At 66.7% G+C, this 23,033-nt stretch carries 21 protein-coding genes; 8 read left to right on the top strand and 13 right to left on the bottom strand.

The window, feature by feature from the left end; translation table 11 throughout:
- Positions 1–18 precede the first annotated feature (18 nt).
- The 4 genes from BCR55_RS22500 to BCR55_RS22485 form a co-directional block, all read right to left on the bottom strand.
- Positions 19–573 carry a hypothetical protein gene (locus BCR55_RS22500; RefSeq protein ID WP_006410915.1) on the bottom strand — a complete coding sequence of 185 codons (555 nt, stop codon included), beginning with the start codon at positions 571–573 and terminating at the stop codon, positions 19–21.
- Between the two features lie 121 nt (positions 574–694).
- Positions 695–1,594, bottom strand: a complete 900-nt coding sequence (locus BCR55_RS22495; RefSeq protein WP_065495993.1) for a DMT family transporter — start codon at positions 1,592–1,594, stop codon at positions 695–697.
- Positions 1,595–1,737: 143 nt separating this feature from the next.
- On the bottom strand, positions 1,738–2,052 hold the full coding sequence (locus tag BCR55_RS33810) for an aldo/keto reductase (protein ID WP_139094076.1): 315 nt from the start codon (positions 2,050–2,052) through the stop codon (positions 1,738–1,740).
- A 79-nt stretch (positions 2,053–2,131) separates the two neighbouring features.
- Positions 2,132–2,998, bottom strand: a complete 867-nt coding sequence (locus BCR55_RS22485; RefSeq protein WP_065495990.1) for an NmrA family NAD(P)-binding protein — start codon at positions 2,996–2,998, stop codon at positions 2,132–2,134.
- Positions 2,999–3,519: 521 nt separating this feature from the next.
- Here BCR55_RS22485 and BCR55_RS22480 point away from each other — a divergent pair.
- Positions 3,520–4,434 carry a LysR family transcriptional regulator gene (locus BCR55_RS22480; protein WP_006406870.1) on the top strand — a complete coding sequence of 305 codons (915 nt, stop codon included), beginning with the start codon at positions 3,520–3,522 and terminating at the stop codon, positions 4,432–4,434.
- A gap of 299 nt (positions 4,435–4,733) precedes the next feature.
- Here BCR55_RS22480 and BCR55_RS22475 read toward each other — a convergent pair whose 3' ends face one another.
- Complete coding sequence (locus BCR55_RS22475) at positions 4,734–5,072, bottom strand: antibiotic biosynthesis monooxygenase (RefSeq protein WP_065495987.1); 339 nt, start codon at positions 5,070–5,072, stop codon at positions 4,734–4,736.
- A 44-nt stretch (positions 5,073–5,116) separates the two neighbouring features.
- Positions 5,117–5,746 (bottom strand): LysE family translocator, encoded by a 630-nt coding sequence (locus BCR55_RS22470; RefSeq protein ID WP_065495986.1) that lies wholly within the window; start codon positions 5,744–5,746, stop codon positions 5,117–5,119.
- An 81-nt stretch (positions 5,747–5,827) separates the two neighbouring features.
- Between BCR55_RS22470 and BCR55_RS22465 the strand changes: the two genes are divergently transcribed.
- A complete protein-coding gene (locus tag BCR55_RS22465; protein WP_065495982.1) occupies positions 5,828–7,156 on the top strand; it encodes a PLP-dependent aminotransferase family protein in 1,329 nt (442 codons plus the stop codon).
- Between the two features lie 242 nt (positions 7,157–7,398).
- On the opposite strand, the gene BCR55_RS22460 is transcribed toward BCR55_RS22465, so the two are convergent.
- Positions 7,399–8,976 carry an aldehyde dehydrogenase (NADP(+)) gene (locus BCR55_RS22460; RefSeq protein WP_065495980.1) on the bottom strand — a complete coding sequence of 526 codons (1,578 nt, stop codon included), beginning with the start codon at positions 8,974–8,976 and terminating at the stop codon, positions 7,399–7,401.
- 247 nt (positions 8,977–9,223) lie between these two features.
- On the opposite strand from BCR55_RS22460, the gene BCR55_RS22455 reads away from it, so the two are divergent.
- Both BCR55_RS22455 and BCR55_RS22450 read left to right on the top strand, forming a co-directional pair.
- Positions 9,224–10,600: an MFS transporter gene (locus tag BCR55_RS22455; protein ID WP_006410929.1), complete on the top strand. Its 1,377-nt coding sequence runs from the start codon at positions 9,224–9,226 to the stop codon at positions 10,598–10,600.
- Between the two features lie 161 nt (positions 10,601–10,761).
- Positions 10,762–11,610, top strand: a complete 849-nt coding sequence (locus tag BCR55_RS22450) for a helix-turn-helix domain-containing protein (protein ID WP_065495977.1) — start codon at positions 10,762–10,764, stop codon at positions 11,608–11,610.
- 28 nt (positions 11,611–11,638) lie between these two features.
- Here the strand turns inward: BCR55_RS22450 and BCR55_RS22445 are convergent, their stop codons facing one another.
- Genes BCR55_RS22445 through BCR55_RS22420 form a run of 6 tightly spaced genes read right to left on the bottom strand, consistent with a single transcriptional unit; the run spans position 11,639 to position 17,863 of the window.
- The gene (locus tag BCR55_RS22445; RefSeq protein ID WP_065495975.1) at positions 11,639–12,850 is read right to left on the bottom strand and encodes an acyl-CoA dehydrogenase family protein; all 1,212 of its coding nucleotides are present in this window, start codon (positions 12,848–12,850) and stop codon (positions 11,639–11,641) included.
- Positions 12,847–13,701 carry a hypothetical protein gene (locus BCR55_RS22440; RefSeq protein WP_059937168.1) on the bottom strand — a complete coding sequence of 285 codons (855 nt, stop codon included), beginning with the start codon at positions 13,699–13,701 and terminating at the stop codon, positions 12,847–12,849. Before BCR55_RS22440 ends, BCR55_RS22445 begins: the two co-directional genes overlap by 4 nt.
- Before the next feature lie 55 nt (positions 13,702–13,756).
- Complete coding sequence (locus BCR55_RS22435) at positions 13,757–14,413, bottom strand: methionine ABC transporter permease (RefSeq protein ID WP_006410928.1); 657 nt, start codon at positions 14,411–14,413, stop codon at positions 13,757–13,759.
- Entirely contained in the window at positions 14,406–15,584 is a 1,179-nt protein-coding gene (locus tag BCR55_RS22430; RefSeq protein WP_065495973.1) for a methionine ABC transporter ATP-binding protein, read from the bottom strand. The genes BCR55_RS22435 and BCR55_RS22430 overlap by 8 nt, the downstream gene beginning before the upstream one ends.
- Before the next feature lie 18 nt (positions 15,585–15,602).
- Positions 15,603–17,000 carry an LLM class flavin-dependent oxidoreductase gene (locus BCR55_RS22425; protein WP_065496723.1) on the bottom strand — a complete coding sequence of 466 codons (1,398 nt, stop codon included), beginning with the start codon at positions 16,998–17,000 and terminating at the stop codon, positions 15,603–15,605.
- An 11-nt stretch (positions 17,001–17,011) separates the two neighbouring features.
- Positions 17,012–17,863, bottom strand: coding sequence for a MetQ/NlpA family ABC transporter substrate-binding protein (locus tag BCR55_RS22420; protein WP_065495971.1), 852 nt, complete (start codon positions 17,861–17,863; stop codon positions 17,012–17,014).
- On the opposite strand from BCR55_RS22420, the gene BCR55_RS33575 reads away from it, so the two are divergent.
- The 4 genes from BCR55_RS33575 to BCR55_RS22405 all read left to right on the top strand — a co-directional run bounded on the left by BCR55_RS33575 (position 17,862) and on the right by BCR55_RS22405 (position 23,014).
- Complete coding sequence (locus tag BCR55_RS33575; RefSeq protein ID WP_175403842.1) at positions 17,862–18,221, top strand: hypothetical protein; 360 nt, start codon at positions 17,862–17,864, stop codon at positions 18,219–18,221. The two genes, BCR55_RS22420 and BCR55_RS33575, sit on opposite strands and share 2 nt — an antisense overlap.
- A 57-nt stretch (positions 18,222–18,278) precedes the next feature.
- Complete coding sequence (locus tag BCR55_RS22415; RefSeq protein ID WP_006406856.1) at positions 18,279–19,643, top strand: 2-hydroxycarboxylate transporter family protein; 1,365 nt, start codon at positions 18,279–18,281, stop codon at positions 19,641–19,643.
- 151 nt (positions 19,644–19,794) lie between these two features.
- Positions 19,795–21,678, top strand: a complete 1,884-nt coding sequence (locus BCR55_RS22410; protein WP_065495967.1) for an ATP-binding protein — start codon at positions 19,795–19,797, stop codon at positions 21,676–21,678.
- Positions 21,668–23,014: a sigma-54 dependent transcriptional regulator gene (locus tag BCR55_RS22405; RefSeq protein WP_065495965.1), complete on the top strand. Its 1,347-nt coding sequence runs from the start codon at positions 21,668–21,670 to the stop codon at positions 23,012–23,014. Before BCR55_RS22410 ends, BCR55_RS22405 begins: the two co-directional genes overlap by 11 nt.
- Positions 23,015–23,033 lie beyond the last annotated feature (19 nt).

The following is a 23,033-nucleotide window of genomic DNA, read 5'->3' as shown; positions in this document are numbered from 1 at the left end:
GACGAGCCGGCGCGGCCGTCACATCCGCCCGATGGCGCCGAGGATCCGGTAACGCGCGTCGCTCAGCTTGCGCTTCGCCTCCTCGATTCCCTTTTGTTCGGCCGGCGCGCGCCCGCGCGTGGTCGACGTCGCATCCAGAATCTGTTTCAGCACGTCGCGGTCGACGACCGCATCGAACAGCCGCCCGACCGTGAACTGCGCGTACTGCTTCGCGGTCGCGAGGTGCGCGTTCGCCTGCGTGAGCGCTTCGCCTCGCTGTGCGCCGTCGCGTGCGTCGATGCTGCGGCGGTGCTTCATCGCGAACACGACCGCCTGCATGTCGAGCCGGAAGCGGTCGACGACCGTGCCGAAAATCAGCGAGTGGGTATCGTGGCCCGAGAAGGGCCGGCCGCGATTGATCGTCAGGTCGAATTCGTTGCCGCCGAGTTCGCGCTGCATCGCGAACAGTTCGTCGGCCAGTACGCGCCCTTCGCTGTATTCGCCGATCTGCGTGCGGACGAGTTTGGCGACGTCGCCGATCGTTTTCGGCAGGCCGGTTGCGAACAGGTGGTCGCCGCGTTTGCTGATGTTCATGTGTTCGGGTCCCTCGTTGTTTTTGGGTGAGCTCTCAGGTTCGCCTTTGCGGTTTGGGGCCGGGAGGCTTCGGTAATGTAGAGGAAAGTGGGGGTGGGGGGAAGGTGGGTTGGGCGATCGGCTAAACCGCCGGCCCCTCAGGCGGCTCTTCCCGAATCGCAACAGCGATCGAGCTTCCGACGATTGCGATTATCCCGAGGACCGGCACGAGGTCTAACGTCTCGCCCCATACGACGAATCCGAAAAGCGTTGCCCAGATGATGCTTGTGTAGGTGTAAGGGGCGAGTGTCGCCGCGTTTTCGCGCCTCACTGCGACCGTAAAGAGAAGCTGGCCGGCAGTGGCGAATATCGCGAGCAGCGCCATGATGAACAGGTCCCTGAGTGTCGGTGTCCGCCACGCAAACAATAGGGAAATACCGGTCACGACGGTCCCGAAAGTGGTAAAGAAAAGCACGGTGAGGCTCGAGTCGTCGCTCACCTTGAGCCTGCGAATCTGAATCATCGAAAGCGCGCCGCACGCAGCGCTCAACAGCAGCAGACACGGGCCGATGAAAGTCGACAAGCTACCGTGTGGACGGACAACCAGAATGACGCCGATAAAGCCGACGCACGCTGCGACTGCGTTCCGCGCGATCAAGCGCTCCCCGAGGAGCAACGGGGCAAGGATAACGACAAAGATCGCCTCCGAATAAACGATTGCGACGGCCTCGCTCAACGGCAGGTAAGGCAAGCCGGAGAAGAATAGTCCGGAAGCGCCGAGTAGCGTCAGCGCGCGCGTAGTCTGTCCGCGAAGATCGATATTCTTGACACGAGCGATCAACGGCTCGCCACGAAGACTGACGAGAACGGCCGGCACGATGCCGAACAGCATGCGGAAGAACGTTACTTCGTTTGCCGGATAATCGAGCGCCACGGCTTTGCCGAGTGCGTCGACGATCGCGAAACAGAACATCGATATGAGGATCAGCGCGATCGTTTGATACTGGGCGGTACGATTGGAGACCAGAAAGTTTGAGCGCATATACGCTTCCGGTAGCCGCGGGCAGCCATTGCAGGGTGGCTAGATTGTCAGCGATTCGTCAGTGACTGTCCAACGACCGATCGCGGCCGAAAGCTGCCGCCCTCGGAGGTATCCGGAATTCCGTGTGTGAGGCGGGTTGAGATTCAGATTCCAATGTTGAATCGTTCCGGGTAAAGCAGCGCGAACTGAGTCATGGCGCGCTTCCAAAAGTGGCCGCACGCCTTGATGATCTTCCGAAGCTGCATGTGCAGCGACTCGATCGCGTTGGTCGTATAGACGTCCGCCGTGTCGATCAGGTTGACGCCACGTTCCACGGCCATCGCGACAAGCCGGGTGCCCTGATCGCGGTCCAAGCCTGCAATATCGCCCCAGATGCCTGAGCCAGCACCGAACGTCATTGCGCCGAGGCTCAACCGTGAAACGCGTAGACCAGTTCTGCCCAGCGTGCCGTATTCCATCGTGTACTCCTTGTATCAACGAGAACCTGGTGCTTCGGTAGAGTGGGACTCTGAGTCCACGCGTCGCTACCGGCTCCGATCAGATTCGACGTGACACAAGCTCGCCGACAACAGTCTCCAGTTCGACGTGCCCGCGCAAGATTTCGTCAGAATTACTTTCGAAACAGATCCAGCCTTCGTTGAAGCCATCCAGCATGCGCATGCGAGGTAGAGGATGCTTCATGCCCTGCGTGCGGAACAGCGCTTCCCACGTGTGCCGTTCGACGACTTCCGCGCGTACCTGACGATGCAACACACTGGCGAAAGCCGCTGCGAGATCGTTAGGACTTACCCGGCGTGGACCTTCAAGCTCGACGACGCGCACGCCGTACCAAGTTTGCCGAAGCAGGTCGGCGGCAACCTGGCCTACGTCCGCAGTGGCGACCATCGGCACCGGCTTGTCGAGCGGCTGCAGGTAACTGGCAATCACGCCATCGTCGCTTGCAGACGCAACATCCCATGCGGCGTTCTCCATGAACCAGCCTGGGCGCAGGAACGTCACGGGCATCGGCATCTCGCGCAGCGCCTGCTCCATCAGCGTGCGTTGAGTGAGCAGGTTGACCTCGTCGGCCTGCGCGCCGATCGTCGAGAGGCAGACGACCTTACCGGGTCGCGCCTTCAGGAGTGCGGCGGACACAGCGTCAATCACTGTGCGCGCTTCGGGAAACCCGGGCTCCGGATCGAACTCCGAAGGCGGCAGGATGAAAACGCCGGTCGCGCCTTCGAATGCGGCGGCGAGCGACGAAGAGTCTTCCATGAAAGCCGTCGCGATTTCGCACCCTCGCTCTGCCCAAGCTTCTGCCCGTGTCGCATCGCGCACGACGGCGCGCACCGGCTGACCGGCAGCCAGCAACTCGCGGGCCAGTGCACCGCCCACCTTGCCGGTGATTCCTGTGATTGCATACATTGCTCGTTCTCCGTGTGTGGTGATATCGGTTGATCCAGTGTTGGCGTGCCGACGGTCAATCGTTCAGACGCGACGCAAACCGTCGTAAAACGCCTGCTCGAAGCGCCCCGTATAGGTCCACGACGCCCGCATCGTAGAAAGGCGCCTGCGCGTCGCGGCTTACAACGCCACCAAGCGTCGCAAGCGCCAGCAGGCTCGATGCTCCCTTCAGGAGACGGCGACGATCTGTTTGACCTGCCATTTTGGTTTCTTCCCGAATGAATGAATCGCGGCATTGCAGTGCTCGGCGATGGCGAAAAACCGGGCCGCGACCGGTTTGCGTGGATGTCCAACGAATGCGTCGGCGAGACGTATTCTGGACAAGCACCAAACAAAACAAAATGACATGGAAGTCATCATATAAGTGACAATGGATCATCAATTTGGCATGATCAACGGACCCCGCCAGCACTGCTGCGCGGCGCAGCGTTCGCCTTCACGCGGTCGATCGCGCTCCGCCAACCGTATTAACTTGAGCAACCATGAGATCCAGTAGCGAGAAACTTTCCGGCAGCATTAGCGTGTTCGCCGCCGTAGTGGATGCGGGGACCTTTGTGGGCGCTGCGGAGGTGATAGGAATGACGCCGCCGGGCGTCAGTCGCGCGATTGCGCGGCTGGAAAAGAGGTTGAACATCCGGCTCTTCAACCGGACAACGCGCTCTGTCGCCCTGACTGAAGAGGGCCGCCGCTTTTACGAGCAGGTCATGCCCCATCTGGCCGGCCTTGAGGAAGCGGCGGCCGCTGCGGCGGGTGGCGCGTCGGCTGTGCGTGGAAAGCTGAGAATCAATCTGGATCCTGTCGTCTACCGGACCGTTCTCGGGCAGCCACTCGATGCGTTCATGGACACACACCCGGAACTCGAAATCGAGTTCATCGCGCGGGACAGTCTTGGCGACCTCGTCATGGACGGCTTCGACCTCGCCGTTAGATTCGGCGAACCGAAAGCCTCTACCCTGATCGCGAGAAAGCTGCTCGACTCCCGCATCGTGACAGTTGCAGCACCGTCGTACGTTGCACGTTGGGGACGGCCGGCAAAACCCGAGGACCTGGAAGGTCGACACCACAGATGCCTCGAATTTCGAAACCCGGAGACTGGCAAGCCGTTCCAGTGGGAATTCCATCGCAAACGAAAACGCATTGTGGTGAACACTCAGGGACGACTCACGGTCAACGACCCGGGCGCTCTGCTTAACGCATGTCTCGCCGGTTCCGGGATTGCGCAGATGTTGCTGCTCGGTGCCGAGCCCCTGATTGCCGACGGGCGGTTGATCAATCTCTTTCCCGAATGGGTAGACGAACGGTATCCGTTATACGTCTACTACGCATCCCGGCACCACGTGCCGGCAAAGACCCGCGCTTTTCTGGACTTCGTGGTGGAACTGATGCGCAATCACTAACGCGCCGGCACGCGCTGCTGCTGTTACGGCGGACCGGCGAGGCAACATCGAATGGCCCGTTACGGATCCGTTGCGGTCTCCCATGATCAGATTGCGAACGTTCACTTTTGGTCGAAAGCCACCAGCGTCAACTCCCGAAACGCTAGCTGTGCCGGCTTTCCCCGGTCGCTCGCCAGATCGCGCGCAAACATCGGTTGTCCAACCTGTCCGTTTGCCCCGCATCACGCAGCCGCCCCTCTTCCAAAGTGCGCACCCCGAGGATGAACGCGGCGCCTCAACGACGGCGCCGCCCCCACCCATCACCGCCCTCCCAACCTCCGCGAGTCCTGCACAAAGTGCTCGACCGTCCCGTCTCCATACGCCCGCTCAACCTTCGAAATGACGACGCGATACCCGCCGTACCACTTGCGGAATTGTCGTTTCGCATCGAGATGCTGCGGCGCGGACGCAAATGCCTTCAGCGACGCTTCGTCACGCCAGTAGTAGCTGGCATTCACGAGCCGCCCGTCGGCCGATCGCCAGGATTCCGCGCCGACGAAGCCCGGCAAACTCGCCGCGATGCCATCGATGATGGCGCTCAGCCGGTGGAACTCCTCGTCGACTTCACCGGGCTTGTAGATGAACGCTGCGATGTACATCGAGGATTCTCCATACGTTGCGAGTACGACACGCCGTCTACCGCTCAGACGGGACGAGACATCACGGCCAGCCGCACGGCCAGCAGCACGAGCAACGCCGCCAATCCGCGAGACTGCAGTTTCGCCGCGCGCGCATGGCGGCACAGAAAGCGGCGCACCGAACCGCCGACACTGCCGAGCAGCGTGTGAAACACCGTACTGATCGCCGTCAGCACACAACCGAGCACGATCAACTGGTGGCCCACCGCGCCTTTGCCGGGATCCGCGAACTGCGGCAGAAAAACCATGAAGAACAGCAGCGCCTTCGGATTCAGCAGGCTGTTGAGCATCGCACGCACGAACACGGAGCGCAGCGTCGCCTGGGAAGCGGCGACCTGGCCCAGCTCACCCGGTCGACGCATAGCCTTGTAGGCCATCCACAGCAGATAAGCCGCACCGGCATAGCGGATCACGTCGAACGACGGCGGCCAGGCGGCGACCATCGCCGTCACGCCGGTCGCCGTCAGCAGCGTGAGGATCAGGTCGGCGACGCCGATACCGAGCGCCGCAGCCGCGCCGCCGCCGAGCCCGTAGGCCATGCCGTGCGCCATCACGAACGCCATGTTCGGCCCCGGAGACAAAAGCAGCGCCATCACCGCGCCGGAGAAGATCAATAAGGTCGAGGTGTCGATCATGCTGGCGGCCGTTTGCGTGAGTGAAGATCCCAGCGTAATCTCTGCAGGCGATACAAACAAAAAATTGTTCTAGATACATCGATGGCCGAACCTCGCTACAAATCCATCGTCGACGATCTGGTCGGCCACATACGTGCAGGCACGCTGCCGCCCGGCACGCAGCTCCCCACGATCCGCGCACTGATGAAGCAGCACGGCGTCGCGCTGGCGACCGCGTCGCGCGTGTACGGCGAACTCGAAGCGATGGGGCTCGTAGTCGGCGAAGTGGGAAGAGGCACCTTCGTGCGCGATACGTCGTTGCCGCGCGGACTCGGGCTCGAGCAAAATCCGGCGTGCTCCGGAACGATCGATCTGACCTTCAACTATCCGTCGCTGCCCGGGCAGGTCGAGTTGCTCCGCACGGGGTTGCGCACGCTCGCCGCGTCGGGCGATCTCGATGCACTGCTGCATTCCGCGCCGCAAGGGGGACGCAGGCATGAACGGCAAACCGTCGCCAAACATTTGCGCAATCGCGACATCCGCGTGCCCGGCGAACAGGTGCTGATCGTCAACGGCGCGCAGCAGGGGCTCGCCGTGACAGTCATGGCGCTACTGCAGCCCGGCGACATTCTGGCCATCGACGCGCTGACCTACCCCGGCATGAAAGCGCTGGCGCAACTGCACCGGCTCGACCTCGCGCCGCTGCCGTCATGCGTGGGCGGCGGCCCGGATCTGGATCGGCTCGACGCACTCTGCCGGCGACGCCCCGTGCGCGCACTCTATACGATGCCCACGCTGCACAATCCGCTCGGCTGGGTGATGAGCGAACCGGACCGGATTCGCCTCGCCGAACTCGCCGAACGTCACGACTTTCTCGTCATCGAGGACGGCGCCTACGCGTTCCTCGCCGAGCCCGCGCCGAAGCCGGTTTTCACGTATGCGCCCGAGCGGACGGTCTACGTATCGGGGCTGTCGAAAAGCGTCGCATCGGGATTGAGGGTGGGCTTCGTTGCGGCGCCGGCGCGCCTGATACCGCCACTCGAGCGCGCGATCCGCGTATCGACATGGAACACGCCGTCGCTCACCGTTGCACTGGCGTGCCAGTGGATCGAAAGCGGGATGGTCGACACGCTCGAGGAGCGAAAGCGCAAAGATGCGCGGCGCAGACAGACGCTCGCGCGCCGCATTCTACGCGGCGGATCGATCGTCGCGCACCCGACGTCCTATTACCTGTGGCTCGAATTGCCCGACGACCTGCGCGCCGATCGCGTCGCGGCCGATCTCGAACGTGACGGTGTACTCGTGACCACGGCCGAGCCGTTCTCGACCACGCCGAATACGCGTCATGCCCTTCGCTTGGCGCTCGGTTCGCTGTCGCTGGATGCGCTCGGCGATGCTTTGCACAAGGTTCGCCGAGCCGTGATCGGCTGAAGCGGTTCGCGGAATCGGATGATCGGCGACGCGTCGTACAGTTTGCGAACGTGCCGTTGTCGCTGGGAAATCGGCTGGCCGCCAATCGCCGCACGGCCAACGCCGGCCACCCCGCCGAACTCGCGCAACGCGCCGCTCTCGACGATAAAAAAGCGGAACCGACCGCCGGGCCGATTCCGCCTCCTCATTTCCCGCCGTCATTCCGGCGGCCGACCGCCCACCGAAACGACGCGTTCAGCCCATCACTCCGCCTTCCCGTCCCGCAGCCGCGGAATCGAAAGCGGATTGTCCTGCTGCAGCGCTTCGGGCAGCAGATCGTCCGGGAAGTCCTGATAGCACACCGGCCGCAGGAAGCGGTCGATCGCGGTCGCGCCGACCGACGTGAACGCCGCGTTCGACGTCGCCGGGAACGGGCCGCCGTGCACCATCGCGTCGCACACCTCGACGCCGGTCGGGAAACCGTTCACGAGCAGACGACCGGCCTTGCGTTCGAGGATCGGCAGCAGACGGCGCGCGAGCGGCTTGTCGTCGGCGTCCATCTGCAGCGTGGCCGTGAGCTGGCCTTCGAGCGCGTCGAGCACGCGCGCGACCTCGTCGAAGTCGCGGCAACGCACGATCAGCGACGACGGCCCGAACACCTCGTGACCGAACGCCGGCTCCGACAGGAACGCCTGCGCGCCGACTTCGTACAGCGCGCCGCCCGCCTGGCATTCGGTCTGCGCCGGTTCGCCCGCGCCGATCTCGCGCACGCCCGGCAGTGCGGCGAGCGTGCCGCGGCCGTTGCGATACGCGTCCGCGATGCCGCGCGTCAGCATCACGCCGGCCGGCTTCTTCGCGAGCGCCTGCGCGGCGGCCGCCTCGAAGCGATCGAGCTCGGGGCCGTCGATCGCGAGCACGAGGCCCGGGTTCGTACAGAACTGGCCGACGCCGAGCGTCAGCGATTCGACGAAGCCGGTCGCGATCGCGTCGCCGCGCGCGGCGAGCGCGGCCGGGAACAGCACGACGGGGTTGATGCTGCTCATTTCCGCGTAGACGGGAATCGGCTGCGGCCGCGCGTTCGCGAGCTGCACGAGCGCCATGCCGCCTTGCCGCGAGCCGGTGAAGCCAACCGCCTGAATCGCCGGATGGTTGACGAGCGCCGTGCCGACCACGCGGCCCGGCCCGACCAGCAGCGAAAACACGCCGGCCGGCATCCCGCACTTCTCGACCGCCGCGCGGATCGCGCGGCCGACGAGTTCCGACGTGCCGAGGTGTGCCTCGTGTCCCTTCACGATCACCGGGCAGCCGGCCGCCAGCGCCGACGCGGTGTCGCCGCCCGCGACCGAAAACGCGAGCGGGAAATTGCTCGCGCCGAACACCGCGACGGGGCCGAGCGGAATCTTCTGCAGCCGCAGGTCCGAGCGCGGCAGCGGCGTGCGCGTCGGCTGCGCGGGATCGATCGACGCGGCGAGAAAGCGGCCGTCGCGCACGACGCGCGCAAACAGACGAAGTTGGCCGACGGTGCGCGCGCGTTCGCCCTGCAGCCGCGCGGCGGGCAGCCCCGTTTCCGCGTGGGCGCGCTCGATCAGCGCGTCGCCGAGCGCGACGATCTCGTCGGCGATCGCCTCGAGAAACGCCGCGCGCGCCGCGAGCGGCTGCGCGCGATAGGCGTCGAACGCGCCGCGCGCGAGTTCGCACGCGCGATCGACGTCGGCCTGCGTCGCGATGCCGAAGGCCGGCACATCGATCGGCGCGTCCTTCGACGGGTCGAATGCGTACAAGGTGCCGGCCGAGCCGGTCACCGCGTCGGCGCCGATCAGCATCTCTCCTGTCAGTTGCATGGGTGTGCTCCGTGGGTTCGGTGGGATCGAACATTGTAGCGCAACAGATACGATGTCTGCCGACGTAGGCGTGCTTTCCTTGTCGTCCGAAGCCGGCCTGCGAAAGGCGGGCCGCACGCGATCGCATGACGCGCACCACGGAGATACGATGACTAGCAGTCGGATAACCAAGGGGAAACCCGAACTTTGCACGCCAGCATGCGGCCCCTACACTGCTCACCATGTCATATGACGACGTACATTTAAAGTGACGAATCAGACTCGCTCTCGCGACCTCCCGATCGACCTCGCGCGCACCGAACGCCGAACCGCGGTGCGCTACTGGATCCTGGCGATGCTGTTCGTCGTCACGACGCTGAACTATGCGGACCGCGCGACGCTGTCGATCACCGGCACGCCGATCCGCCAGGCGTTCGGCATCGATCCGGTGACGATGGGCTATATCTTCTCCGCGTTCAGCTGGGCGTACGTGCTCGCGCAATTGCCGAGCGGCTGGCTGCTCGACCGGTTCGGCGCGCGGCGCGTGTATGCGGCAAGCATCTTCCTGTGGTCGGCGTTCACGCTGCTGCAGAGCACGATCGGCCTCGGCGGCAGCGCGGCATTCGCCGTCGTCGCGCTGTTCGCGATGCGCTTCGCGGTCGGCATCGCGGAGGCGCCCGCGTTTCCGGCGAACGCGAAGGTCGTCGCGAGCTGGTTCCCGACCGCCGAGCGCGGCACCGCGTCGGCAATCTTCAACGCCGCGCAGTATTTCGCGGCGGTCGTGTTCTCGCCGCTGATGGCGTGGCTCACGCACGCGTACGGCTGGCATCATGTCTATCTGTGGCTCGGCCTCGCCGGCATCGCGCTCGCGCTGCTGTGGCTGCGCGTCGTGAAGGACCCGGCCGACCATCCGGCCGTGAACCGCGCGGAGCTCGAGCATATCGAGCAGGGCGGCGGCGTCGTACGCGCGGCCGCGCGCCGCGACGGCACGCGCACCGAAGGCTCGCGCGTCGCCGGCTGGTACTACGTGCGCCAGCTGCTGTCGAACCGGATGCTGATCGGTGTCTATATCGGTCAGTACTGCGTGAACGTGCTGACCTACTTCTTCCTCACGTGGTTTCCGATCTACCTCGTGCAGGCACGCGGGATGTCGCTGCTGAAGGCCGGCTTCATGACGTCGCTGCCGGCGATCTGCGGCTTCCTCGGCGGCGTGCTCGGCGGGATGCTGTCGGACGCGCTGATCCGCCGCGGCGTGTCGCTGACGCTCGCGCGCAAGATCCCGATCGTCGGCGGGATGCTGCTGTCGATGGCGATCATCGGCTGCAACTACGTCGACAGCGAAGCGCTCGTGATCGTGCTGATGGCCGTGTCGTTCTTCGGCAAGGGGATCGGCTCGCTCGGCTGGGCGGTGGTCGCGGATACCGCGCCGAAAGAGGCGATCGGCCTGTCGGGCAGCCTGTTCAACATGTTCGGCAACACGGCCGGCATCGTGGCACCGATCGCGATCGGCTACCTCGTCGGCGCGAGCGGCTCGTTCAACGGCGCGCTCGTGTTCGTCGGCCTGAACGCGCTCGTCACCGTGTTCAGCTATCTCGTGATCGTGAAGGACATCCGGCGCGTCGAGTTGCGCCATCGGGCGGCCTGAGCGCGCGTCGCGTCAGGCGGCGGGCCCGCCGGCCCGCCGCCGCCGCTAAACCTTCGCTCGGCCGTCGCCCGCACGCCACGCACCGAACCGCCCGCCCTGCACCGCGACGCTTACCTCGCAGGTAATGCCCGCCGCGCACCGGATTGCTTATCATCCGATGCATGAACCCGACCGCCGCCCTCCACTCGATCCCCTCGTCCGCCGGCCGCGCGTCCGGCGTCGGCCCGCTGCTGCGCACGTGGCGTCAACGGCGCCGCCTGAGCCAGATGGCGCTCGCGCTCGAAGCCGACGTGTCCGCGCGCCATCTGAGCTTCGTCGAATCGGGCCGCGCGCAGCCGAGCCGCGAGATGGTGCTGCATCTGGCCGAGCGTCTCGACGTGCCGCTGCGCGAACGCAACGCACTGCTCGTCGCGGCCGGCTACGCGCCGCTGTTTCGCGAGCGGCCGTTCTCCGATCCGCAGCTCGACGCCGCACGCCATGCGGTCGAAGCGGTGCTGCGCGGTCACGAGCCGTATCCGGCGCTCGCGGTCGATCGTCACTGGACGCTGCTGGCCGCGAACCGCATGCTCGGCGCGCTGGTCGCGCAGGCCGATCCGGCATTGCTGCAGCCGCCCGTCAATGTCCTGCGGCTGAGTCTTCATCCGGATGGTCTCGCGTCGCAGATCGTCAATTGGCAGGAATGGCGCGCGCACATCCTGCATCGCCTGCAACGGCAGATCGACGCGAGCGGCGATCGCACGCTGCATACGCTGCGCGACGAACTCGCCGCGTATCCGGCGCCGCCCGGCCAGCCCGACGAGACGCACACGCGCACCGACTATGCCGATATCGCGGTGCCGCTGCGCCTGCGCACCGCGGCCGGCGAACTGACGTTCTTCAGCACGACGACCGTGTTCGGCACGCCGGTCGACGTGACGCTGTCGGAACTGGCAATCGAGGCGTTTTTCCCGGCGAACGCGCAGACGGCCGACTCGATGCGCACACTGGCCGACGCCCTCCCCGCGACCTGACGCGCGCGCGACGGCGTCGATCGTGTCGTCACGTATAGAGCGACGCCTGCGGCAGCGTGCCCGTCAGCGCGAACCGGCCGACGTCCCGCAGCCGATAGTCGAGCGGATCGTGCAGCGTATGCGTACGCGCGTTGCGCCAGAAGCGGTCGAGCGCGAGCGACGCGCCCGTCGCGCGGGCGCCGCATGCGTCGAACAACGCTTCGCCGTTCGCGAGCGCCGCACGCTGCGCGACGATCTTCGCTTCCGATACGGCGAGCGCGACTTCCGCACGCGCATCGGCACTCAGCGTGTCGTGCTGCACCCATGCATGCTGCAGCGCACGTGCCGCGCGGTCGGCAAGCGATGCCGCAGCCACTGCCTGCACGCGCATGTCGCCGAAACGCTGCAGCGTATACGGATCGTCGCTCGCATGCGCGACGTCCGCGTGAATCCACGGCCGCCCATGCTGCCGCACGTAATCGCGTGCGGCCTCGAGCGCGCCTTCGGCGAGCCCGACGAACAGGTTCGTCAGCACGAGCTGCGACACCAGCGTGCGCAGCGTCGCACGCGGCGTCGGCGGCGACTCGGAGCGGTGCAGCACTTCGTCGGGCGCGAGCGTCACCGCGTCGAAACGCACGCTGCCGCTGTCGGTCTGACGCTGCCCGATCGGATCCCAATCGTCGTTGACGGTGATGCCGTCGCGATCGGTCGGCACGACGCCGAACACGGTGCGCCCGGTGTCGCGATCGTGCGCGGACACCGTCATGCGCTGCGAGCCGCGCGTGCCCGAGCAAAACCCCTTCACGCCGTCGAGCCGGTAGCCGCCGTCGGGCGTCGCGGTCGCGACGAGCCGCGTGTCGAGCGGATTGACGGCATTGCCCCACCACCAGCGATGCTCGACCGTGCCGCGCAGATAGCGTTCGCGCTGCGCGGCGTTGCCCCACACGTCGATGCTGACGACCTGCAGGCACTGGAACCCGACCAGATGCGCGAGCGCGCTGTCGACGCGCGCGATCTGCCGAATCGCATCGTAGATCGCGGGCCATTCGGCGCCGCGCCCGCCGAATGCGCGCGGCACCGCGAGCGTCAGCAAGCCGGCGTCGGCGAGCCACTGCTTCTCGCGCGCCGCATGCCCGCCCGCGCGGTCGCGTACGGCCGCCGTGTCGCGCAACGCGTCGATCGTGCGTGCGAGCGCATCGCGGTCGAGCGCGGACGAATCGTCGTCGCGCGCAAGCGTCGCCGGGCCGCGTGGATCGTTCATGCGACGACTTCCCGATCGTGTTCCTGACCGACGCTATCGCGCGACAACGGCACGAGCGCGTCGAGACGACGGCCCGTCAGCCGCGACAGCATTTCGCGCCGCCAGTCGTCGTAGATCGCGCGGTAGTCGGCGATATCGGCGCCGAACACGTGCGCGGTGTGCGCGTATTCGTCGTGCAGATAGCCGTCGAGGCGCGCCTGCATCTGCTCGTCGGCCGCGATCACGCGATCGATCAGCGCATCGCGCTCCGCCGCAGGCAGCGCGGCCAGCGTCGCGAACCACCAGTTGACAATCTGTACGCGATGCCATTCCTCGTCCGGCCGGATCCGGTTCTCGCCGTGCTCGCGCATCGCGCCGTCCGCGATGCGGCCGGTCTTGCGCTGAATCCACAGCTTCGCGAGGATGTGCAGCTCGTAATGCCATTCGAAGGCGAGAAAGCCGGCGAGGTCGCGCACCGCGAGATCGCCGATGCGCGCCCAGTGCGCGGCGACGAGCCGGTCGACGTCCGGCAGCGGATCGCGACCGGTCAGCTCGGTCACGCGTTCGCGGCCGAGCGCTGCATGCGCGCCGTCGTCGCCGAGCTGGCGCGACAGGATCAGCTGAAAGTGCGGATCGTCGCGAAACAGCGTATCGATCGCCTTCGCGACGACCTGCACGATGAACAGGTCGTGCGACGCCATCTTCGTGTAGTAGTCGGCGACGGCGGCCACTTCGTCCGCTGTGCGCGGCTCGCGCGGCGGCGCCGCGAGCTTGTCCGGGAAGTCGGGACGATGACGTCGCGCGACGTCGACGAATAGCGCTTCCTCGAATTGTCCGTTCCATTCGCGCGGTGCGCCGATGGGCAAAGTCATGATGATTCGGTCTCTCAGGATCGTTGATGAAGCGGGCAGGCGCGCGCGGCGCCGTTCAAGCGCGCCGGGTCACGCGTCGGACCAGGCGGTCGCCCGTGAATTGCACGGCCGAGACGAGCGCGATCAGGATCACGATCACGGTCGCCATCACGGCGGTGTCGAAACGCTGGTAGCCGTAGCGGATCGCCAGATCGCCGAGCCCGCCCGCGCCGACGGCGCCGGCCATCGCGGTCGAACCGATCAACGCGACGACGGTGATCGTGAAGCCGCCGAGCATGCCGGGCAGCGCTTCGGGCAACAGCACGTGCCACACGATGTGACGCCGCTTCGCGCCCATCGCGAGCGCGGCTTCGATGAGCCCGCGATCGACTTCGCGCAGGCTCACTTCGGCGATCCGCGCGAAGAACGGAATCGCGGCGATCGACAGCGGTACGACGGCCGCCCACACGCCGATCGTCGTGCCGATCAGCACGCGCGTAAACGGCAGCAGCGCAACCAGCAGGATGATGAACGGCGTCGAACGGAACACGTTTACGAGCGCGCCGAGTACGGCGTTGACGCCGCGCCGTTCGTAGATGCCGCCGGGCGCGGTCGTCACGAGGATCACCGCGAGCGGAATGCCGAGCAGCGCGGCGATCGCGGCCGACGCGGCGACCATCGACAGCGTGTCGCGGATCGCGTCGAGCAGCTCGGGCCACCACAGTTCAAACATAGCCGAGCACCTCCGCGTGATTCGCATGCCGGCGCGCGCGTTCGAGCAGCGCGGCGACCGCGCCGGCGTGTGCCGCCGACGGGCCGGCGTCATCCGCACGCGGCGTCGCGGCGATCACGAGACGCCCCTGCGCATGGCCCTGGATGCGTTCGATGCCGCCGTGCAGGAACCGCACGGAACCACCGAGCGCCGCCGCGAGCGCGCCGACGTCAGGCTCGCCGCCGCTCTCGCCCGTATAGCGGACGTCGAGCACGATCTGCGCGCCGTCGGGCAGCGCGGCCTCGTCGTGCAGCGGCTGCACGCGCGCCGCGAGTTCGGCCGGCAGGTCGTGCACGAGCGTGCTGAGCAGCGCGCGCGTCGCGCCGTGCTGCGGATTGCCGAACACGCGCCATACCGGGCCCGTCTCGACGACTTCGCCCTGCTCGATCACCGCGACCGTGTCGCACACCGCGCGGATCACCTCCATTTCATGCGTGATCAGCACGATCGTCAGCCCGAGGCGGCGGTTGATGTCCGCCAGCAGCGCGAGAATCGACTGCGTGGTTTCGGGATCGAGCGCCGACGTCGCTTCGTCGCACAGCAGCACCTCGGGGTCGTGCACCAGCGCGCGCGCAATGCCGACGCGCTGCTTCTGGCCGCCCGACAGGCTCGCCGGATAGGCGTCGCGCTTCGCGGCAAGCCCGACCAGTTCGAGCAGGGCTTCGGCCTTGCGCGTGCGGTCGGCCTTCGGCACGCCGGCGATCTTCAGCGGCAGCGCGACGTTCTCGAATACCGTCTTCGCGGACAGCAGGTTGAAGTGCTGAAACACCATCCCGGTCCGGCGGCGCAGCGCGACGAGGCCGTCCTCGTCGAGCGTGCCGACGTCGACGCCCTGCACGCGCACGCGCCCCGAACTCGGGCGCTCGAGCCCGTTCATCAGCCGCAGCAGCGTCGATTTGCCGGCGCCGCTGCGGCCGATGATGCCGAACACCTCGCCGCGCCGCACGTCGAGCGTCACGTCACGCAGCGCGGCGGCCTGCCCGCGCGGCGAGGCAAATACCTTGCCGACGTGCTCGAGCGAGACGGCCGCGCCGCTCGTCGCCTCAGCCGACTGCACGCGCGCCTGGGCGTGCGCGCCGGCCTGCGCGGCCGCTGCATCGATGAATCCCAGCGTATCGAACCAATGCGTCATCGCTTGCTCCCGTGATCGTCATGCATGCGCGGATTCGCGCGCGGCGGCCGGCCGGTGCTGCGCGCCCGTATGCCACGCCGGCAGCCGCGCGCCCGCGCCGAACAGCTTTTGGCGCAGCGTCGGCGCGGGATCGTAGTCTTCCTTGTAGACGCCGCGGTTCTGCAGCTCGGGCACGACCCAGTCGACGAAATCCTCGAACGATTCAGGCATCACCGTGCGCGTCAGGTTGAAGCCGTCGATGCCGGTCTCGTCGATCCACGACTGCAGCTCGTCGGCGACCTGCGACGGCGAACCGACGATCGGCGCATAGCGGCCGCCGAGCGACATCTGCTCGAGCATGCGGCGCACGGTCCACGCGCCGCTCGTGCTCTTGCGCGAGATCGCGTCGACGGCCGACTGGATCGAGTCGGTCTTCACATACGAGATCGGCTCGTCGAGGCCGTACTTCGCGAAGTCGATGCCGGTCGAGCTCGCGAAATGCGCGAGTCCCGCTTCCGGGCTCGCATAGCGCCGGTACTCGTCGAACTTCTCGCGCGCGAGCCGTTCGGTCTCGGCCGTGACGACGCTCACGCCCGCGAAGATGCGGATCGATGCCGGATCGCGGCCCTGCCGCGCGGCCGCCGCGCGGATGTCGAGCGCCGCCGCGCGCGCCGCGGCCTTGCTCTGGCCGTTGACGAACACGCACTCCGCATGACGGCCTGCGAACTCGACGCCGCGCGCGGACGATCCGGCCTGATAGAGCACCGGCGTGCGCTGCGGCGACGGCTCGCTCAGATGGATCGCGTCGATCGAATAGAACGGCCCGTCGTGCTTCACGCGCCGCACCTTGTCGGGCCGCGCGAACACGCGTGCGCGCGCGTCGCGGATCACCGCGTCGTCGTCCCAGCTCTGCTCCCACAGCTTGTAGACGACGTCCATATAGTCGTCCGCGCGCTCGTAGCGGTCGTCGTGGCCGATCTGTCGCGCCAGCCCCATCCCGCGCGCGGCGCTGTCGAGATAACCGGTCACGATGTTCCAGCCGATGCGGCCTTTGGTCAGATGATCGAGCGTCGACATCCGGCGCGCGAACAGATAAGGCGGCTCGTACGTGAGATTCGAGGTCACGCCGAAGCCGAGATGCCGCGTGACCTGCGCCATCGCCGGCACGAGCAGCAGCGGATCGTTGACCGGCACCTGCACCGATTCGCGCAGCGCGACCTCGGGGCCGCCGCCGAACACGTCGTACACGCCGACGATGTCCGCGAGAAAGATGCCGTCGAACTTGCCGCGCTCGAGCGTCTTCGCGAGATCGGTCCAGTAGTCCAGATCGGTGTAATGCGCGGAGCGGTCGCGCGGATGCGTCCACAGCCCGTGATTGATGTGCCCGACGCAGTTCATGTTGAACGCGTTGAGCAGGATCTTCTTGCGATTCGCCATATGCGCCTCCGTCACCATGCGACCGCGTACAGCGAGCCGAACGCGTTATCGAGCGCCTTGCGCACCGCCGGCGAATGCTGGTAGATCCCGATGAACTTGCGGATACGCGGATCGTTCACGCTGTCGGGCCGCACGACCCACTGAATCGCGAAGTTCTTGTTCTCGGTGCCGTCGAACAGCAGCGCGCTGTTCGGGTCCGTCGTGCCGGCAAGCTTGATGAAGCTCGGATAGCCCTGCGCGAGATCGACGTCGTCGAGCGAACGCGCGAGCTGCGACGCCTCGAGCTGCACGATCTTCAGATGCTTCGGGTTCGCGACGATGTCGCGCGTGGTCGCGCGATAGTCGACGCCCGGTTTCAGCGTGATGAGCCCCGCGCGCTGCAGCAGCAGCAAGCCGCGGCCGCCGTTGACCGGATCGTTCGCGATCGCGACCTTCGCGCCGTCCTTGAGCTCGCCGAAGCTTTTCACCTTCTTCGAATAGAGGCCGATCTTCATGATCGTGCCGGGCGCGATCGCGACGAAGTCGTAGCCGCCCTGCTTCTTCGCGTTCTCGAGAAACGGGATGTGCTGGAAGTAGTTGACGTCGATGTCCTTGTTCGCGAGTGCCGCGTTCGGCGTATTCCAGTCGGTGAATTCGATGATCTTCACGTCGAGACCCTGCGCCTTCGCCTCCTTCGCGGCGACCTTCAGCGCATCGATCTGTGGACTCGTCGCGATGCCGACCTTCAGCGGCGCGGAATCGGCGTGCGCGCCGTTCGGCAGCGCGATGCCGAGCGACGCGGCGAACAGCGCAGTCGCGAACAGCCGGGCGGTGCGCGCGACCCGCGCAGCGACGAAGCGGACGGACAAAACGGCATGCGGCATGGGAACCACTCTCCTGTGCAACGAGGAATCGACGAATGCGCGACGCCGCGGCGAACGCGCAGGCGTTCTCCGGACAGTCGCGGTATCGGAAAAGGATCAGCCGATGATAGAGAGCGGCACGGGGGCGGTCTACGAAGCGATTGTGCGAAGAAAATCGCATCCGGCGATATGGCGCGCGAACCGGCGTGCGGCGGCGGCGGCGGCGCACCTGGCCGAAATCTCGGCCTGCCGCCGACGCGTTTTCCGAAATCTCGGAACGGCCCTTCGAGGCGGCTTTCTGCAGATGAAATTAACGTCTTTTAAATCAAAGCGTTATGTGCGCATCGAGCGACGCAATCCTGGCACGGCGGTTGCGTAATAGAGCGCACACGATGCCGCGCACCGGCGTCGGCATGCCAACATCAGGAGACACGTCTTGCAGACCTCAATCCCTACCCCGTCCCATCCGGAATCGGTCGTCGACGCCGGTTCGGCCGCGCGCACGCGCTTCTGGCCCGAAGGCTGGTGGAAGCTGATGGAAATCCGCATCGGCATCATTCCGCTGCCGGTCTACCTCATCCTGTTCGCGCTGATCGTCGGCTTCGCGGTGACGGGCAAGGTGCCCGGCGAAATCTCGATGGCGATCGCGGTGCTCGCGTTCTTCGGCTTCACCTGCGCGGAACTCGGCAAGCGTCTGCCGCTGCTGCGCAATATCGGCGCGGCCGCGATCTTCGCGACCTTCGTGCCGTCGGCGCTCACCTACTATCACGTGCTGCCGAAGCCGGTACTGAACCTGACCGTCGAATTCACGAAGTCGACGAACTTCCTGTACCTGTTCATCGCATCGATCATCGTCGGCAGCATCCTGAGCATGGATCGCCGCGTGCTGATCCAGGGCTTCCTGAAGATCTTCGTGCCGCTCGCGCTCGGCTCGGTCGCCGCGGCGATCGTCGGCACGGCGGTCGGTACCGCGCTCGGCCTCGGCGCACGCCACACGCTGCTGTACATCGTCGTGCCGATTATGGCGGGCGGCGTCGGCGAAGGCGCGATCCCGCTGTCGATCGGCTATTCGGAAATCCTGCATCTGCCGCAAGGCGAGATGTTCGCGATGGTGCTGCCGTCGGTGATGCTCGGCAGCCTGACCGCGATCATCCTGTCGGGCGCGCTCGACATGCTCGGCAAGCGCCTGCCGCATCTGACCGGCAACGGCCGCCTGCAGGTCGGCGAAACCGGCGACATGTCGCCGGAACACGAGGAAAAGCGCGGCCTCGTCGACGTGACGCATATCGCGGGCGCCGGCATCACCGCGATCACGCTGTACCTCGTCGGGCTGATGGCGCACAAGCTGTTCGGCCTACCGGCGCCGGTCGCGATGCTGTTCCTCGCGGTGCTCGTGAAGCTCGCGCGCGCCGTGTCGCCGCCGCTCCAGGAAGGCGCGTTCGTCGTCTACAAGTTCTTCTCGACTGCCGTCACGTATCCGCTGCTGTTCGCGATCGGCGTCGCGATGACGCCGTGGGACAAGCTGACCGCCGCGTTCACGCTCGTCAACGTCGTGACGATCGTCGCGACCGTCGCGACGCTGATGGGCACCGGTTTCGTGGTCGGCCGCCTGTTGAAGATGTACCCTATCGACACCGCAATCGTGAACGCCTGCCACAGCGGGCAAGGCGGCACCGGCGACGTCGCGATCCTGACCGCCGCGAACCGGATGCAGCTGATGCCGTTCGCGCAAATCGCCACCCGCATCGGCGGCGCGATCGTCGTCACGGTCACGCTGATCCTGCTCGCGCACTTCGGATGACGCACGGCCGCGCGCATCGTCGCGCACGCCGCGTCGCACGCGCCGCCGCCGGGCCGACCGGCGCGCGGCGCGTGTCGTTGAGGACGGCCAGTTGGACGGCCAGTTGGACGGCCGGTTGGACGGCCGATGCGGCAACCGATTGCGGGCTTCGATGAGGGCGAACGTGCAGAAGAGCTTCAAGGGAATCCCGTGGTGGGGCTGGGCGTCGGCGGCCGTGCTGTATGTCGGCGTCGCGGGCGCGGTCGTCGATTTCGCGTGGGAACGCGCGATCGACGCGCTCGAGGAAGCCGGCGCGCATCGGCTCGACCTCTACGCATCGAGCCTGAAGAGCGAACTCGGCCGCTTCGAGATCCTGCCCGCACTGGTCGCGCGGCAGGACAGCGTGCGTGCGTTGCTGAAGGCGTCGCCGCAACAGGCGCGCGACCTGCTGCATCCGGTCGACGTCTATCTCGAAGCCGTGAACCGCGACGCAGGCAGCGGCGCGGTCGACGTAATCGATCTGCGCGGCGACGTGATCGCCGCGAGCAACTGGAACGAGCCGGTCAGCTTCGTCGGCACGAACGTGTCGTACCGGCCGTATTTCAAGGATGCGCTCGCGCGCGGCAGCGGCCGCTTCTTCGGGATCGGCACGAACACCGGCGTGCCGGGCGTCTATTTCGCGAGCGCGGTGCGCGACGGCGGTACGCCGATCGGCGTCGCGGCCGCGAAAATCAGCGTCGATCCGCTCGAATCCGCGTGGCGCGCGCCCGGTGTCGCGGCGATGGTCGTCGACGGCAACGGCGTCGTCGTGATCTCGACCGAACCCGCATGGAAATTCACGGCACTGCGCCCGATCACCGCGCAGCAGCAGCGCGATATCCAGGCGTCGCGCCAGTATGCGGGCCGCACCGTCGACGCGCTGCCGTACCGCCGCATCGGCGAGCACAGCGCGGCGGCGTGGTTCGGCACGCTTCCCGATCCGCATCGCGCGGGGCGCACCGTGCGCTACCTCGTGATGTCGCGTCCCGCGCCGCAGGCCGGCGATTCGCTGATGGTGCTGCTCGACACCGCCGGCGCGCGCCGCCAGCAGCAGACGGCCTTCGTGTTCGTGACAGGTGCGTTCCTGATCGTCGCACTGCTGGTCGGTTATGCAATCCAGCGGCGCCGGGCGATCGCCGCGCGGCTGAACGTGCAGGACGCGCTGCGCCGCGCGAACGATCGGCTCGAGCTGACCGTCGCGCAGCGCACCGCGGCGCTCACCGAGGCGAACGAGCGGATGCAGCGCGAGATCGTCGAGCGCGAGCGCACCGAGCAGCGGCTACGCGATTCGCAGCAGGAAGTCGTGCACGCCGGCAAGCTCGCCGTGCTCGGGCAGATGGCGGCCGGCCTCACGCACGAGCTGAACCAGCCGCTCGTCGCGATCCGCACGCTGTGCGACAACGCGCGCACGTTCTTCGAGCGCAATCAGCCGGCGCAAGCGTTCGCGAATCTCGAGCGGATCGGCAAGCTCGTCGACGGGATGGCCGTGCTCACCGGCGAACTGAAGACGTTCGCGCGCAAGCCCGACGTCGAGCGCGTCGCGGTGTCGCTGAACGAAGCCGTCGCGCATGCGCGGCTGATCTACGATGCGCGGCTGCGCGACGAAGGCGTTCAGCTCGACGTGAACATTCCGGCCGGCACGACGGTATCAGCCGAATCGAGCCAGCTGCAGCAGGTGATCGTGAACCTGCTCGGCAACGCGCTCGATGCCGTTCACGACGCGCCGGTGCGCCGCATCGCCATTGCCGCCGACGCGCCGGATGCGCACGGGCGCGTACGCTTCAGCGTGACGGATTCCGGCGCCGGCATCGCACCCGACGTGCTGCCGCACCTGTTCGAGCCGTTCGTCACGACGAAGCCGCGCGGCCAGGGCCTCGGACTCGGGCTAGCGATCACGTCGCGGATCGTCGAAGGATTCGGCGCGAAGATCGCCGCGACGAATCGTGACGGCGGCGGTGCGCAGTTCACCATCGAATTCGCGGCGGCCACGCCGCAAAGGACAGAACATGGAAGATGAAATCCGCGTGCTGGTCGTCGAGGACGATGAAAACGTCCGGATCGGCGTCGAGCAGGCCGTCGCGCTGGCCGGGTTTCCGGTGCAGGCGTTCGCGTCGGCGGCCGACGCGCTTGCGCAGGTCGCGCCCGGCGCGCCGGTCGTGATCGTGTCGGACGTGCGGATGCCCGGCATCGACGGGCTGCAGCTGCTCGAACGCGTGATGGCCGTCGATGCGCAGATTCCCGTCGTGCTGATCAGCGGCCACGCCGACATCTCGACGGCGGTCGGCGCGATGCACGATGGCGCGTACGACTTCATCGAGAAGCCGTTTTCGTCGGACCTGATCGCGGGCCGCGTCGCGCGCGCGGTCGAGAAGCGCCGCCTCACGCTCGAGGTGCAGGGGCTGCGCGCGGTACTGAACAACTGGCAGGGAATCAAAGCGCTCGTGCTCGGCAAGTCGCCCGCGATGGCCGACGTACGCAAGAAGATCCTGCGACTCGCCGATACGTCGGTGTCGGTGCTGATCACCGGCGAGACCGGCACCGGCAAGGAGCTGATCGCGCGCAGCCTGCACGATTTCGGCGGCCGGCGCGATGCGCATTTCGTCGCGCTGAACTGCGGCGGGCTGCCCGAGCAGATCTTCGAGAGCGAGCTGTTCGGCCACGAGGCCGGCGCGTTTACCGGCGCGATCAAGAAGCGGATCGGCAAGATCGAATGGGCGCAGGGCGGCACGCTGTTTCTCGACGAGATCGAGACGATGCCGATTCCGCTGCAGATCAAGATGCTGCGCGTGCTGCAGGAGCGCGTCGTCGAGCGGCTCGGTGCGAACGAGCTGATTCCGGTCGACTGCCGCGTGATCGCCGCGTCGAAGGCCGATCTCGCCGAACTCGCGGCCGACGGACGTTTTCGTGCGGATCTGCTGTACCGGCTGAACGTCGCGCAGATCGAATTGCCGCCGCTGCGCGAGCGTCGCGAGGACGTGCCGCTGCTGTTCGAGCATTTCGTGCTCGCCGCCGCGCGGCGCTTCGGACAGCCGGCGCCGGTGGTATCGGCGGCTCAGGTATCCGAACTGATGACACATGCATGGCCCGGCAACGTACGCGAACTGCAGAACGTCGCGGATCGCTTCGTGCTCGGGCTGACCGGCGACAGCCTGCTGTCGGCCGGCGGCACGGGCGCCGCGGGAAGCACGCTCGCGGAGCAGCTCGCGTATTTCGAGCGCATGCTGATCGAGGACATGCTGCGGCGTCACCACGGCAACGTCGCGGACGCGAGCGAGGCGCTCGGGATGCCGAAGAAAACGCTCTATCACAAGCTGCGCCACCTCCGGATTCCCGCGCGCGGCGACGGCGAATGACGCGAACGAGGACACGCAC

Source organism: Burkholderia sp. CCA53, assembly GCF_001685525.1.
Classification (GTDB): domain Bacteria; phylum Pseudomonadota; class Gammaproteobacteria; order Burkholderiales; family Burkholderiaceae; genus Burkholderia; species Burkholderia multivorans.
The sequence above is the reverse complement of the archived record's forward strand: the minus strand, read 5'-3'. Positions and strand labels throughout refer to the sequence as shown.

Bases quoted from the DNA above. Each gene is read 5' to 3' on its own strand.
- BCR55_RS22500 (WP_006410915.1), bottom strand. From the start codon at position 573: ATGAACATCAGCAAACGCGGCGACCACCTGTTCGCAACCGGCCTGCCG.
- BCR55_RS22495 (WP_065495993.1), bottom strand. From the start codon at position 1,594: ATGCGCTCAAACTTTCTGGTCTCCAATCGTACCGCCCAGTATCAAACG.
- BCR55_RS33810 (WP_139094076.1), bottom strand. From the start codon at position 2,052: ATGGAATACGGCACGCTGGGCAGAACTGGTCTACGCGTTTCACGGTTG.
- BCR55_RS22485 (WP_065495990.1), bottom strand. From the start codon at position 2,998: ATGTATGCAATCACAGGAATCACCGGCAAGGTGGGCGGTGCACTGGCC.
- BCR55_RS22480 (WP_006406870.1), top strand. From the start codon at position 3,520: ATGAGATCCAGTAGCGAGAAACTTTCCGGCAGCATTAGCGTGTTCGCC.
- BCR55_RS22475 (WP_065495987.1), bottom strand. From the start codon at position 5,072: ATGTACATCGCAGCGTTCATCTACAAGCCCGGTGAAGTCGACGAGGAG.
- BCR55_RS22470 (WP_065495986.1), bottom strand. From the start codon at position 5,746: ATGATCGACACCTCGACCTTATTGATCTTCTCCGGCGCGGTGATGGCG.
- BCR55_RS22465 (WP_065495982.1), top strand. From the start codon at position 5,828: ATGGCCGAACCTCGCTACAAATCCATCGTCGACGATCTGGTCGGCCAC.
- BCR55_RS22460 (WP_065495980.1), bottom strand. From the start codon at position 8,976: ATGCAACTGACAGGAGAGATGCTGATCGGCGCCGACGCGGTGACCGGC.
- BCR55_RS22450 (WP_065495977.1), top strand. From the start codon at position 10,762: ATGAACCCGACCGCCGCCCTCCACTCGATCCCCTCGTCCGCCGGCCGC.
- BCR55_RS22445 (WP_065495975.1), bottom strand. From the start codon at position 12,850: ATGAACGATCCACGCGGCCCGGCGACGCTTGCGCGCGACGACGATTCG.
- BCR55_RS22440 (WP_059937168.1), bottom strand. From the start codon at position 13,701: ATGACTTTGCCCATCGGCGCACCGCGCGAATGGAACGGACAATTCGAG.
- BCR55_RS22435 (WP_006410928.1), bottom strand. From the start codon at position 14,413: ATGTTTGAACTGTGGTGGCCCGAGCTGCTCGACGCGATCCGCGACACG.
- BCR55_RS22430 (WP_065495973.1), bottom strand. From the start codon at position 15,584: ATGACGCATTGGTTCGATACGCTGGGATTCATCGATGCAGCGGCCGCG.
- BCR55_RS22425 (WP_065496723.1), bottom strand. From the start codon at position 17,000: ATGGCGAATCGCAAGAAGATCCTGCTCAACGCGTTCAACATGAACTGC.
- BCR55_RS33575 (WP_175403842.1), top strand. From the start codon at position 17,862: ATGGGAACCACTCTCCTGTGCAACGAGGAATCGACGAATGCGCGACGC.
- BCR55_RS22420 (WP_065495971.1), bottom strand. From the start codon at position 17,863: ATGCCGCATGCCGTTTTGTCCGTCCGCTTCGTCGCTGCGCGGGTCGCG.
- BCR55_RS22410 (WP_065495967.1), top strand. From the start codon at position 19,795: ATGAGGGCGAACGTGCAGAAGAGCTTCAAGGGAATCCCGTGGTGGGGC.
- BCR55_RS22405 (WP_065495965.1), top strand. From the start codon at position 21,668: ATGGAAGATGAAATCCGCGTGCTGGTCGTCGAGGACGATGAAAACGTC.